This is a genomic window from Algoriphagus sp. AGSA1 (genome assembly GCF_021390545.1).
GTDB lineage: Bacteria > Bacteroidota > Bacteroidia > Cytophagales > Cyclobacteriaceae > Algoriphagus.
On the sequence record NZ_JAJUWR010000007.1, the window covers coordinates 136,858 to 149,677 of the forward strand.

11 protein-coding genes are annotated in these 12,820 nt (G+C 43.7%); 4 read left to right on the plus strand and 7 right to left on the minus strand.

What is annotated here, in order from left to right; translation table 11 throughout:
* Positions 1–379 precede the first annotated feature (379 nt).
* Positions 380–2,059 carry an energy-dependent translational throttle protein EttA gene (gene ettA / locus LZF95_RS07105; RefSeq protein WP_233754285.1) on the minus strand — a complete coding sequence of 560 codons (1,680 nt, stop codon included), beginning with the start codon at positions 2,057–2,059 and terminating at the stop codon, positions 380–382.
* 132 nt (positions 2,060–2,191) lie between these two features.
* On the opposite strand from ettA, the gene LZF95_RS07110 reads away from it, so the two are divergent.
* Positions 2,192–3,439 carry a DUF349 domain-containing protein gene (locus LZF95_RS07110; protein ID WP_233754286.1) on the plus strand — a complete coding sequence of 416 codons (1,248 nt, stop codon included), beginning with the start codon at positions 2,192–2,194 and terminating at the stop codon, positions 3,437–3,439.
* A 78-nt stretch (positions 3,440–3,517) separates the two neighbouring features.
* Positions 3,518–3,739, plus strand: a complete 222-nt coding sequence (locus LZF95_RS07115; RefSeq protein ID WP_024284896.1) for a DUF2795 domain-containing protein — start codon at positions 3,518–3,520, stop codon at positions 3,737–3,739.
* 691 nt (positions 3,740–4,430) lie between these two features.
* Here LZF95_RS07115 and LZF95_RS07120 read toward each other — a convergent pair.
* From LZF95_RS07120 to queA, 5 genes are all read right to left on the minus strand, one after another.
* Positions 4,431–5,156 (minus strand): LytTR family DNA-binding domain-containing protein, encoded by a 726-nt coding sequence (locus tag LZF95_RS07120; RefSeq protein WP_233754287.1) that lies wholly within the window; start codon positions 5,154–5,156, stop codon positions 4,431–4,433.
* Entirely contained in the window at positions 5,153–6,193 is a 1,041-nt protein-coding gene (locus LZF95_RS07125; RefSeq protein WP_233754288.1) for a sensor histidine kinase, read from the minus strand. Before LZF95_RS07125 ends, LZF95_RS07120 begins: the two co-directional genes overlap by 4 nt.
* A 31-nt stretch (positions 6,194–6,224) precedes the next feature.
* The gene (locus LZF95_RS07130; RefSeq protein ID WP_233754289.1) at positions 6,225–7,052 is read right to left on the minus strand and encodes a DUF5668 domain-containing protein; all 828 of its coding nucleotides are present in this window, start codon (positions 7,050–7,052) and stop codon (positions 6,225–6,227) included.
* Positions 7,053–7,182: 130 nt separating this feature from the next.
* The gene (locus LZF95_RS07135) at positions 7,183–7,872 is read right to left on the minus strand and encodes a 2-C-methyl-D-erythritol 4-phosphate cytidylyltransferase (RefSeq protein ID WP_233754290.1); all 690 of its coding nucleotides are present in this window, start codon (positions 7,870–7,872) and stop codon (positions 7,183–7,185) included.
* Between the two features lie 102 nt (positions 7,873–7,974).
* The gene (queA, locus tag LZF95_RS07140) at positions 7,975–9,024 is read right to left on the minus strand and encodes a tRNA preQ1(34) S-adenosylmethionine ribosyltransferase-isomerase QueA (RefSeq protein WP_233754291.1); all 1,050 of its coding nucleotides are present in this window, start codon (positions 9,022–9,024) and stop codon (positions 7,975–7,977) included.
* Between the two features lie 254 nt (positions 9,025–9,278).
* Here queA and LZF95_RS07145 point away from each other — a divergent pair, with 254 nt between their 5' ends.
* The gene (locus LZF95_RS07145; protein WP_233754292.1) at positions 9,279–10,526 is read left to right on the plus strand and encodes an ABC transporter permease; all 1,248 of its coding nucleotides are present in this window, start codon (positions 9,279–9,281) and stop codon (positions 10,524–10,526) included.
* A gap of 173 nt (positions 10,527–10,699) precedes the next feature.
* On the opposite strand, the gene recA is transcribed toward LZF95_RS07145, so the two are convergent.
* Complete coding sequence (gene recA / locus LZF95_RS07150) at positions 10,700–11,740, minus strand: recombinase RecA (protein ID WP_233754293.1); 1,041 nt, start codon at positions 11,738–11,740, stop codon at positions 10,700–10,702.
* A gap of 178 nt (positions 11,741–11,918) precedes the next feature.
* Here recA and LZF95_RS07155 point away from each other — a divergent pair, with 178 nt between their 5' ends.
* Positions 11,919–12,713 (plus strand): DUF3108 domain-containing protein, encoded by a 795-nt coding sequence (locus LZF95_RS07155; RefSeq protein ID WP_233754294.1) that lies wholly within the window; start codon positions 11,919–11,921, stop codon positions 12,711–12,713.
* Positions 12,714–12,820 lie beyond the last annotated feature (107 nt).

The window sequence follows — 12,820 nt, forward strand, 5'->3', positions numbered from 1 at the left end:
CATAAACGGAAATGAAAGAATAACTTCCTTTTCTTGTAATCCGCGCTGATCTGCGTCTTTATCTGCGAAAATCCGCGGGAACTATTTTAGACTTTCAGAAAAAAGCCCACATACTATCAAACAACTAGGTGGGCTCTTAAAGAGTAGCTTGTGTGAAATCAATAGTAAAAACCTCCGAAGTATTCTCTACTCCGGAGGTTTTCTTTTAGACTGTTTCGTGCCTGGCAGTGACGAAACAATTTTCAGCCTACCTTCGGCAGGTAAAATTTCTGAATCCAGCTTTTCATTCCACTGAACACAGATCACTGAGACTGCCTATCTTTCCAAACTAAACCTTCGAGGAGACCCTTCGACTTCGCTCAGGGTGACGCCTCAAAGGTTACTTCAGGTTCTTATACCGAATCCGCTTCGGCTCTACATCGCCTAGGCGCTTTTTCTTATTCTCTTCGTAATCGGAGAAGTTGCCTTCAAACCACACCACCTGTGAATCTCCTTCAAAAGCCAGAATATGCGTACAGATTCTATCCAAGAACCATCTGTCGTGGGAGATTACTACTGCACAGCCACCGAAGTTTTCCAAGGCTTCTTCCAGCGCACGAAGTGTGTTCACATCCAAGTCATTGGTAGGCTCATCTAATAGCAACAGGTTCCCACCTTCTTTCAGCGTCAACGCCAGATGGACTCTGTTGCGCTCCCCACCGGAAAGCACGCCGACCTTCTTTTCCTGATCTCCTCCTCCAAAGTTGAATTTGGATACATAGGCTCTGGAGTTCACCTCTTTGTTTCCTAGCTTCATCAGCTCGTTCCCTTCGGAAATCGTCTGATAAACCGTCTTATTCGGATCGAGAATATCATGTCCCTGATCTACATAGGCCAGCTGTACAGTTTCCCCAACTTCAAAATTACCCGCATCCGGTTTTTCCTGACCGGTGATCAGTTTGAACAGCGTAGATTTACCCGCACCATTTGGCCCGATCACACCGACTATACCTCCTTGGGGTAGGGCGAAAGTCAGGTTTTCGAAAAGCAGCTTATCTCCATACGCTTTGGACACGCCATTCACTTCGATCACTTTGGCTCCCAATCGCGGCCCCGGAGGGATAAACAATTCCAGTTTTGCTTCCTTCTCCTTGGACTCCTCGCCGACCAATTTATCATATGCGCTAAGACGGGCTTTACCTTTCGCCTGTCGGGCTTTAGGTGACATCCTGATCCATTCCAACTCGCGTTCCAATGTCTTCTGACGCTTTGACTCAGTCTTCTCTTCCTGCTTCAATCTATTTTGCTTCTGATCCAACCAAGAGGAATAATTCCCCTTCCACGGTATGCCTTCGCCACGATCCAGTTCCAGAATCCAACCCGCTACATTATCCAGGAAATACCTATCGTGGGTGACTGCAATGACGGTTCCTTTATAATTCTGCAGGTGCTGCTCCAGCCAATGCACCGATTCCGCATCGAGATGGTTGGTAGGTTCATCGAGCAGCAATACATCCGGCTCTTGGAGAAGCAAGCGACAGAGTGCCACTCGTCTCTTTTCACCACCGGAAAGATTTGCCACATTAGCATCACTTGGTGGAAGCCGGAGCGCATCCATGGCTTTGTCCAGCATCACATCAAGTTCCCAAGCATTGGCAGCGTCGAGTTTCTCTTGAACCACGCCTTGCTTTTCGATCAGGTCATTCATCGCGTCCGGATCTTCCATCAGTGCCGGATCCATAAACTTCTCATTGATGGCTTCGAATTCCTTAAGCAAAGCGACCGTTTCAGCCACGGCTTCCTCCACCACCTCTTTCACTGTTTTGGTAGGATCAAGTTTTGGTTCCTGCTCCAGCATTCCTACGGTGTACCCTGGGGACCAAACCACCTCTCCCTGGAATTCCTTATCCATTCCGGCGATGATTTTTAGGAGAGATGACTTACCCGAACCATTCAAACCCAGGACGCCGATTTTGGCTCCATAAAAAAAAGAAAGGTAGATATCTTTGAGGACTTTTTTCTGTGGCGGATAAATTTTTGAAACTCCTGCCATGGAAAAGATGATTTTTTCTGAACTCATGCGTTATATTTTTACTTTAAAATTGCGCTTAAGAATCAAAGATGGCAAAAAAACCGCTTTCTTAGGATAAGTGCTTTTGAATTAATTAATTTGCGGAAATTCGAAAACCGCCACCTAACCTACCGTAGAGCAATGGAGCATCCGTATGGATATATCAAGGACAACAAAGTTTATTTGAGGGGATTTTTGGGGCAGGAAGACCGGGTAATCGGGGAAGTTAAAGAGGATGAAGCTTCTACACTCAAGTATTTTGAGGAGCGATTTGAGCATCTTAAAGAGAAAGTAGCCAAACTCAAAAAAGACATTGAGGAGAACCAGAACAAAGGATCTTTCCTTATGAAACTGATTCACCTTAGAGAATCGCTTATGCAGTCTGATGCATTAGGGGATTTTGAACCACTGATCAATGACCTTAACCAGCAAGAGGAACTTCTGAATGAGATTATTCAGGTCAACCGAGCCAAAAACCTTGAAGTAAAAAAAGGGTTGATTTTGGAAGCTGAAGCCAGAAAAGACGACACTGACTGGAAGGAAACCACTGAGTTTTACAAAGAGCTCAAGCTTCGCTGGATCAAAACAGGCCCTGTGGACAAAGAATATCAGGAAGAAGTAGAAAACACCTTCAATGCATTGGTGCAGCATTTCTTCGAAAACAGAAGACATTTCTTTGAAGGACTGGCACTACAGGCAGAAGAAAACATCAAAGTCTATGAAGCACTGGTAGTACAGGCCAGAGAGGCCCATGATTTCCCTGATGCAAAGATCGCGTTTGATATCTCCAAGAAAATCCAGCGCCAATGGAAAGAAGCCGGTAAGGTACCCGCTGAAAAAAGACAGCCGCTCTGGGATGAATTCTCCAGACTGAACAACAGGATTTTCTCCCGGTACAAAAGGACGCTACAGACCGGCCCACAGATGAACCCTCGGGAACTCATGCGGAAGGTGGAGACTTTAACCGAAGAGATCAAGGGACTGGCGGCGAAGCCGTCTTCCTATGAACTGATAGGAAGAGCCAAGGCGATCCAGGAAGAATGGAGGAAACTGCCCCAGCGCAAACCACGGGAAGCCAATCTTCTCGTCAGGTCATTCCAGTTCTTTTCGGATATCGTATTTGAAAAGGCATTTCTGGAAAAGCTTGTACATGGTAAATACCCGGATTTTGATGAAAAACCCGAATCTGAACAAATTCAGATAAAAACAGCTTTATTGAAAGATTTGCTGAAAAGGGATCAGACCGAACTGGAAGCCGCGCAAAACAATACGGAGAATTTTCGCGTACAGTCAGCTGATTTTGATGTCATGATGAAGAAAAAATTATTTGCTGTGAAGAGAAAAGTTGACGTGAAAAATTATATTTTAAAACAACTTTCTTTTAAATAATCTTTACACCGCTGAATATTTCAAAAAAAGAATAATTTTGCAACCCTTAAACTCCGGAACTCCTTTAAAATAAACATTATGTACTGGACACTTGAATTAGCATCCTATCTAGAGGACGCACCCTGGCCAGCCACCAAGGATGAATTAATCGATTATGCCATCCGATCCGGCGCACCTATGGAAGTAGTAGAAAACCTTCAGGAATTAGAAGATGATGGAGAACCTTATGAGACCATCGAAGAGATTTGGCCTGACTACCCGACCAAAGACGACTTCTTCTTCAACGAGGACGAATATTAAATGCAAAAGGCCCTGACTGATCAGGGCTTTTCTTTTTTGTATCCGCAAAGCGCACAAAGATTTTCGCAGAGGGCACTCCTCTGGCCAAGTCTTCAGGCTTGGATTAAAGTACGTTCTAGTTCAAGTCTTCAGACTTGGACTTAAAATACTGCAGTCTCCTGACTGCCTTTCAAAAAGTATAGTCTTTTCTGATCTCTGATTTTTCCCCTTATTCAAAAACATATTAATTCACTAGTAATAAGCCACTTAAAAGTAAAATTATTATTCATGAACTAGTTAAAAATAGGGCAGTCTGAAGAATCAAACACAATCTCTGTCGCAGTTCGTGTCACACGAACGGTTTTTTGTTTTCAATTGACCCCGGATTCAAAAACCTAGATCAATTGGATCCCGCTCTTTGAGAGCTATGGGTGGATTTCCCTATGTTTTTCACCCAGCCCTAACGGACTGGGCTTAGATATTGGTCTTTCAGCTCTTTTTTAGGCTGATTTTACAATTTTAGTTCAAGTCTTTAGACTTGGACTTACGGTAATGAAGTCTCCTGACTTCCATTTCATTTTCAAAACATAGCAGTCTGAAGACTGCAGTTTATAAGGTCCAAGTCAGGGGACTTGAACCAAACTGGAGACTTGAACCGGCAAGGGATCAAAATTAGCGCAGTATAATATAAACCAAAAACAACGACCGACAACTACAACCCAAGCACCTGCCTCAGCCTGGAATAGCCCGTTTTGCTCACCGGCACTTTCTCGCCACTCCGAAGCATCACCAGGTAATTTTCACGCTCATAAGGCTCAATTTTAGTGATTTCATTCAAATTGATCAGATAAGATCGGTGTACACGTGCAAACATGAGAGGATCCAAAGCCTCCTCCAATGACTTCATCGTCATTTTTTTCAGGTATTTGCCCGAAGTAGAATGAATAGCGATGTAATCATCTTCGGCCTCAAAATAACTCACTTCATGGGTGGGAATGATTTTGATTTCATTCTTCACCCGTACAACCAGGCGGTTTCTTTTCTCGGCCAGCTCATTCAAGTTCTGATTAGGTACTGTGGCACCACCCTGTTGAGTCAAAAACTTTTCTATAGCCTGCGCAAAACGAACTTTGGAAAATGGCTTCAGAAGGTAATCAATTGCCATAGTGTCAAAAGCCTTTAAAGCATATTGGTCAAAAGCTGTGGTGAATATCACCGCCGGAGGCTCATCCAACAATTCCAGCATTTCAAACCCCGTGATTTTCGGCATCTGCACATCCAGTAATATCAGGTCTGGTTCATGCTCTTGTATGGCTTTAAGCCCCTGAAATCCATTCTCATAAACCCCTACCAACTCAAACTGTGGAAAATCGGCTAAAAACTCCTGTACAATACTCGCAGCCAATGGCTCGTCATCTATGATTAGTGTTTTGATCATTTCAGTTGGGGGATTTTTAAAATTACAGTAAAAATAGAGTCTATAGCTTTCGATTCTAGTAGGTCTTTCCTTCCAAAAAGCAAAAACAGCCTGCGCTCCACCGAAGTCAAACCAAAGCCTGTTCCTGTCGGTGCGGCGAGCTCCGGATCGAAGGGGTTTTCGATTAGCACCAATAAATAATTCTGCTCCTTGTAGGCATGAATCTTTATCTTGACCGCTTCAGTGATTTCATAAAGCCCATGTTTAATGGCATTTTCCAGAAGTGGCTGGATCAGTAAGGGAGGCAAACGCATGGAATTCGATTCATCCCCCACATCAAATTCTATCTCTAATCTATGGCCAAACCGCACACGCTCTATATCCAGGTACATCTTCAGGTAATTCAATTCCTCTTCCAGACTCACCCACTTTTGATGATCTTTTCGGATTGTCCCCCGGAGAAAGTCCGACAGCTGCAGTACCATTTCCCTGGCTTTTTGAGGCTGGGTTACGGTGAGGGCAGAGATGGAATTGAGGCTATTGAAGAGGAAATGAGGCTGTAGCTGCTGGCGGAGTTGGGAAAGTTCAGCCTCTTTGGAAAGCTCATTCATCATTGTTTCCCGGTTTTTTACTTCCTTTTGCTCTTCAAGCTTGGATACCGCCAAAGCCAAAACCGCCACAAAAATTTCAGTGACTCCCAGAATCGTCCATCGTAGGAGATAATTTTCGCGAAGAAAAGCCAAATACCATTCTTCTTCGTCATAAATCCACTTCAGGAGCTGATAATGAAAGTAAATAGCCGCAAAACTATAGAGCAAAGGGAATATTAACAGCATGCTATTATTACGACCTGAAGGAACATAAAAATTGAATGTCCGGTCTATGATGGTTACTCCAAAAATAAAGACCAAAGCAAAGACCAGGGCATCGACGATAGCTATGGACTGGGAAATCCCATAAAAAACAAGCACACCAAAGGATCCGAGGAACCAGATTACTCCGGCTCCTTGGACTATCCAGGTACTTTTAGCGGGGTTGGAAAATGCTCTTGAAAACAAAAGATTGACAGTTTTACAGGAAGGAATTTCGTTAATAAGATTTGATTTCCAAACCTCCAAAGAAAACTGTCCCTCTGATCACCAAGACCTTATCCTGATCCACTTCAGATTGGCGATAGATACGCTTATCCTCTACTCCCGCCGCAATATTGGTCACCTCCACCCGCACATCCCAGTGAGGAGGCACGACCAATTTGATACCTCCGAAAATCACATCTACCTGGAGTGTGACCATCCCTGAAAAATCGGACTGCGTAAGGTCCAGGTCAATTCCTCCAAAAGCAGCTGTCAGTTTCCCTCCTTGAAAATTCTTTGTAATCATCCGTTTATTGATCCCGCTCATGATAGAATCAATAGAAGCTGTATCCGAATAACTGGTCCCGGATACCCCAGACATGCCTGCAAAAGCTTTTGTGTCACTGGATTCACCGGAAAAACCTGATTTCTCTTCTTTCTTGTCTTCTTCACCTGGAGTTGTGGAAGCCGTAGATTTATTCCTGATTTTATGCTGTATATCGCTAAGCACCTGCTGCTCCCTTCTCTTTTGGGTTATTAGGTATATACCCACCAGGATCAACGCTATTGGGAATATAAATCGCTGCAATCCGAAATGAAAATTAAATTCCCTCTCCAACAGAAAGAACACACCTACACCCAGCATCAATACGCCAAAGATGCTCTTAAATTCATGTTTCACGAGTGTGATTACCCCTATGGCTATCAAAATCATAGGCCAGGAAAGCAGCCAATCAGGATAAAACACATCTAACTTCCTCAGTAAAATCAAGACACCTACTGCCAGGATTATGAACCCGAAGATCATCCCTCCATCATTATTGTTTACTCTATTTCGTTTCATCGCTTGGTTGTTAAAGTAAAGATGATCGAAAATACAGGAGTCTATCCTGCCCTGAAACATGAAAAAGGCTAGATACAGTCAAAAGTCGGTAAGCCCACCTAAAAAGTCGGTGAAATTTCAGGATAAATCCTTACCGACGGGTCAACTCCCTAGCAGCAATAAATTCTGCGTGATCCATATCTTCAGGGGTAGTGATTTTGATGTTTTCAGCATTTCCTGAGATCAGTGTCACCTGCCAGCCTTGATTCTCATACACTGTGGCATCATCGGTAAACTGCTGCAGCTCGGTCACCGCAAAAGCCTTTTTGATTTTTTCTACCTGAAAAGTCTGAGGTGTCTGCACCAACCTGAAATACTGGCGCTCCTCATAGAACGATTTCCCATCATCTGTAAGCTTCCTGATAGAATCTTTTAATGAGATCACAGCAATGGCACTCCCTCTTCTTTCGGCCACTTCAAAACTCTCGGAAATCACTTTCCCGGACACAAAGGGTCTCACCCCATCATGGATGGCCACCAGCTCAGTTATTGGTTTCAGAGCACCCAGCCCATTTCGCACGGACTGAAACCTGGAATTCCCTCCTGCTACCACACGATGAGGAACAGCGAACTTATAGGCTGTACACAATTCCTCCCAATATAAAAAATCATCCCCTGGCAGCACCAAAATCAAATCAATGGAAGGATCTACACGATGGAACGCAGAGAGCGTACGCATTAGTACCGGCTCACCCCCAATAGGTAAATATTGCTTGGCCACAGGACCACCCATCCGTGTACCCTTGCCTCCTGCCACCAAGATCGCAGCTTTATTTGTCATATTGATTTTCCGCAAAAGTAAGGATTCATATGCCCTCAGGTTTTACTGCAAAGTTATATCTGTGTAACCATAAAAAAAGCCCCTTTCGGAGCTTTCTGTATTTTAGAGAATCAACATCGCATCTCCGTAGGAGAAGAAACGATACTTTTCTTTGATGGCTTCTTTGTATGCTTTCATCACCAAATCATACCCTCCAAAAGCCGCTGCTGTCATCAGCAATGTTGACTCCGGAAGATGGAAGTTGGTAATCAGCGCGTTGGCTATTTTGAATTCATATGGCGGAATGATAAACTTATCCGTCCAGCCGGCACTAGCTTTCAGGCGGCCATTTGCCGTGACCGAAGACTCTATAGTTTTCAAAGAGGTAGTCCCTACGGCTACCACTTTCTTTTTAGCATCCAATGATCTATTTACCAACTTCACTGTATTATCAGGAATCTCATAGTTTTCAGAATCCATTTTGTGCTTGGTCAGGTCCTCTACGTCCACCTGACGGAAGGTACCTAAGCCCACATGGAGGGTAATGGAAGTCACATCCACTCCTTCTAGCTCCAGTCTTTTCAGCAAGTGGGGAGTAAAGTGCAATCCTGCGGTAGGCGCGGCCACCGCTCCTACATTCTTGGCAAATACAGTTTGGTATCTCTCCTTGTCCTCTGCCTCCACCTTTCTCTCTATAAATTCTTTCAAAAGCGGAGTCTCTCCTAGAGTATCAATGGTCTTGTGAAATTCTTCCTCTGTTCCGTCAAACAAGAACCGGATAGTCCGCCCTCTGGACGTAGTATTGTCAATCACCTCTGCCACTAGATCCGAGTCTCCAAAATACAGCTTGTTGCCTACTCTGATTTTCCTTGCTGGATCTACCAAAACATCCCAAAGCTTTAATTCCGCATTTAACTCCCTTAAAAGAAACACCTCTATTTCCGCTCCGGTTTTTTCCTTGTTGCCATATAGTCTGGCCGGGAAAACTTTTGTATCATTGGTGACAAAGACATCACCATCACCGAAGTATTCGGTGATATCTTTAAAAACTCTGTGTTCGATTTTGCCCGTATCCCTATGGACAACCATCAGTCTGGATTCATCCCGATTAGCTGCAGGATAAAGGGATATTAGTTTTTTTGGAACGTCAAATTTGAAATCTGATAATTTCATATGTTTATTATTTGTCTTTTAAAGGCCATACCTGCCTGCCAGCAGGCAGGTGGAATCTTGCATGGCTGATAATCATGCCAATTTTATGCCGTTTCCGACATGCTCGACTTCATAGATATATTTTAGGTGTCTTGTATTTTATGTATTTTAGATGTCTTGAGTGATTTAGAATAATTCTAAAAAATGCAAAGATACTAACAAAATCAGGCAATTTCAGCTAACTTAACGAATTGTTTTAAACCAGATACAAAAACATGCTCTTTTTCAAACTCTCATGGGAAAGTTTTCGCTTTGCGATTTCAGCATTAAAGACTAATCTGACCCGCACCATTTTATCTCTTTTGGGAGTTACAGTGGGTATTTTTGCCATCATTGCTGTTTTCACTTTAGTGGATTCATTGGAAAAAAACATCAAATCCTCCTTCTCTTTTTTAGGGACAAATGTGATGCGGGTTGATCGGTTTCCTTTTGCAAGTGGCCCTCAGGATTACCCTTGGTGGAAATACTTTCAAAGGCCTCCGGGCACTGTAGCTGAATATGAGTTTCTACAGCAAAGACTCACTGCAGCTGAGGCCGTAACCATCTCGGCATCGTCCAATACCACGGTGAAAGCGGGAAGCAATGCTTACCAAGGAATGTCGCTCACTGGAGCTGTTTATTCCTATCAAGACGTATATGAAGTGGATCTTGAAGAAGGCCGGTATTTTACCCAATCTGAAATCAAGGCATCAAGGAATTTCGCCATTATAGGAAGGAAGATCGCAAACACCCTCTATCCCCAACAGGAGGTGATCGGAAAACAGATCAAAATAAAGGGCATGAAATTCACTGTGATCGGGGTATTTAAAGAGGAAGGAGAAGGCTTGTTTGATGCTCCCTCTAAAGACGAAGCCTGCTTGATCCCTTATGGTGCCTTCAATAAAATGTACTATACCGGGAGAAACGGCCTAGAACCCACCATCGCGGTGAAAGGACTGGAAGAGGACATTGGACTCGTAGCATTGGAAAACGAAATGACCGGACTGCTCCGGGCCAAAAGAGGCTTAAGACCAAGGGATGAGGATAATTTCGCACTGAACAAAACTGAATTCATACAGAATGCAATAGGCTCCATATTCGACGTAATCTCTGTTGCAGGCTGGGTGATCGGAGGCTTCTCCATCCTGGTGGGCGGATTCGGCATAGCCAATATCATGTTTGTCTCCGTCAGGGAAAGGACCAATATCATTGGTATCCAGAAATCACTTGGAGCTAAAAACTATTTTATTCTATTTCAATTTCTGTTCGAATCTATTTGTCTGAGTCTGATAGGAGGAATAGCGGGAATACTCATAGTATATTGCCTCACCTTTATACAGTTGGGAAGTTTGGAAGTCGTGCTTTCCTTAGCTAACATCATCCTAGGGCTTGGTATTTCCACAGCCATCGGGGTAGTTTCCGGAATAGTACCGGCCACACTTGCTGCCAGAATGGATCCTGTGGAAGCTATTAGGACGACTTAAACCAGGTAGCTCAGGAATCCATCCCTAACCTTTTACGGCACAATAAAGAGCACCTAACCAATATAGCTCTTCCCTTGGGACATGCTAAGACACCATAAAAGCAGATAGGGCGACCAAACAAATGATCGCCCTATCTTTTATTGGATTATTGGAAGTAGCTATAATGACTGGATTTATTCTCCTTCTTGCTCTACTGCTTCGCTGGTAGCTTTCGATGAGGACAGCCCCGAGGCAGTTTTGATTTTCAACTCAAGTTCTTCCATCAGCTCAGGATTGTCCAACAGAAGTGTTTTGACAGCTTCTCGTCCCTGCCCCAGTTTTTCCCCATTATAGGAAAACCATGAACCTGCCTTTTTGATGATATCCAGCTCCACGCCAAGGTCAATGATTTCTCCCACTTTGGAAATCCCTTGCCCATACATGATATCGAATTCGACAACTTTAAACGGTGGCGATACTTTATTCTTGACTACTTTCACTTTGGTCCGGTTGCCAAGGATATTATCCGCACTTTCTTTAATCTGCCCGATTCTTCGGATATCCAATCTCACGGAAGCATAGAACTTCAAAGCGTTCCCGCCGGTGGTTGTTTCAGGGTTACCAAACATCACACCGATCTTTTCCCGTAGCTGGTTGATGAATATGCAGGAACATCCTGTTTTGTTGATTGCCCCGGTAAGTTTCCGCAAGGCCTGGGACATCAACCTGGCCTGAAGCCCCATTTTACTATCTCCCATTTCGCCCTCCAGCTCGCCTTTTGGCACCAAGGCGGCGACCGAATCAATCACGATAATATCAATCGCACCGGAGCGGATCAAATGTTCAGCTATCTCAAGAGCCTGCTCTCCATTGTCTGGCTGCGAGATCAGAAGATTCTCTGTATCAATACCCAGCTTTTCCGCATAGCTCTTGTCAAAAGCATGCTCTGCATCGATAAAAGCCGCCAATCCACCGGCTTTCTGCGCTTCCGCTATACAATGTAGCGTCAACGTAGTCTTACCTGAAGACTCCGGCCCATATATTTCAATCACCCTGCCGCGGGGAATTCCGCCTACCCCCAAAGCAATATCCAATCCCAATGAACCGGTAGAAATCGCAGGGACATCCACGACCTTGTTGTCACTCAACTTCATGACGGTACCTTTGCCATAAGCTTTGTCCAACTTATCGATGGTCAGTTGTAGGGCTTTTAATTTTTCAGCGTTATTACTCATGCTTGCATTTGTTAGTATCTATAGTTATATGAAAGTAAATAAACGGTGGACTATTCGCAAGATGTCCGGTACTATTGTTTTGGAATGGCAAATTCGTAATTTTAATCGCCTTTCGGCACGTTTTTTCGTAATACCTACGAAATGCCACTCTTTTCGTCAGGTATTGTCAGTTTAATTTATGAAAAGAATCCTAGGAACACTTACTCTCCTGCTTTTTCTCACCTTCGCCGGACTCTCTGCAGAGGGTCAGAACAGCACTCCCCCTCCATATATATTTGGAGAGGAGTTGTCTTTCGAGGTGTCTTACGGATGGCTGAATCTAGCTGACGCAAAGATGCAGATTTCCAAAAAACCTCATGAGCAAAACAACAAGCCTCATTATAAAATAGATGTGTACGGTAAAACCAAGGGAGCGGCGACTATTTTCGGCAAAGTGAATGATAACTGGGGTACCTATTTAGATATAGATTCCAAGCTACCATCCATGTCTTACAGGCATATTGAAGAAGGCAAGTACAGAAAACATGAGTATGTACACTTTGACCAGGAAAACAATAACGCCACCCTAGAGCTATTCGACAGGGAAAACAAAAACCTAAAAGAAACCAAAAAATTTGATCTCCCAGGCCATGTGCAGGACTTGGTCAGTGGCTTTTACTACCTGAGGGCTCAAGATCTGAGTAAAATGAAGGCGGGAGACACCATAATCATCCGAGGATTCTTCGATAAAGAAATATATAACATAAAATTAATCTACGAAGGTGCAGAAACGCTGAACACCAATCTTGGCAAGAAAGAGACCTATATTTTTTCACCACAGCTACCAAAGAATAAACTGTTCAGGGGTGAATACCCCGTGAAGGTCTGGGTCACCAAGGATCAGAACAAAATACCCGTGAAGATCAAGGCAAATCTCTTCATAGGCTCATTGAATCTCGACATTGTCACCGCCAAGGGATTAAAACACAATTAAGTAAAACTTCCGTAACATACAGATAACATTTCTACCGAATTCGAAATCTTAACTATCATTTTTATCGAATAGCAGCAGGACAGACAAATTTTTATTTGGTTACTATC

What these genes read in the sequence shown, in the direction of transcription:
- LZF95_RS07110 (WP_233754286.1), top strand. Translation starts at nt 2,192, where the DNA reads ATGGAGCATCCGTATGGATATATCAAGGACAACAAAGTTTATTTGAGG.
- LZF95_RS07155 (WP_233754294.1), top strand. Translation starts at nt 11,919, where the DNA reads ATGAAAAGAATCCTAGGAACACTTACTCTCCTGCTTTTTCTCACCTTC.
- recA (WP_233754293.1), bottom strand. Translation starts at nt 11,740, where the DNA reads ATGAGTAATAACGCTGAAAAATTAAAAGCCCTACAACTGACCATCGAT.
- LZF95_RS07120 (WP_233754287.1), bottom strand. Translation starts at nt 5,156, where the DNA reads ATGATCAAAACACTAATCATAGATGACGAGCCATTGGCTGCGAGTATT.
- LZF95_RS07130 (WP_233754289.1), bottom strand. Translation starts at nt 7,052, where the DNA reads ATGAAACGAAATAGAGTAAACAATAATGATGGAGGGATGATCTTCGGG.
- ettA (WP_233754285.1), bottom strand. Translation starts at nt 2,059, where the DNA reads ATGAGTTCAGAAAAAATCATCTTTTCCATGGCAGGAGTTTCAAAAATT.
- LZF95_RS07145 (WP_233754292.1), top strand. Translation starts at nt 9,279, where the DNA reads ATGCTCTTTTTCAAACTCTCATGGGAAAGTTTTCGCTTTGCGATTTCA.
- LZF95_RS07135 (WP_233754290.1), bottom strand. Translation starts at nt 7,872, where the DNA reads ATGACAAATAAAGCTGCGATCTTGGTGGCAGGAGGCAAGGGTACACGG.
- queA (WP_233754291.1), bottom strand. Translation starts at nt 9,024, where the DNA reads ATGAAATTATCAGATTTCAAATTTGACGTTCCAAAAAAACTAATATCC.
- LZF95_RS07115 (WP_024284896.1), top strand. Translation starts at nt 3,518, where the DNA reads ATGTACTGGACACTTGAATTAGCATCCTATCTAGAGGACGCACCCTGG.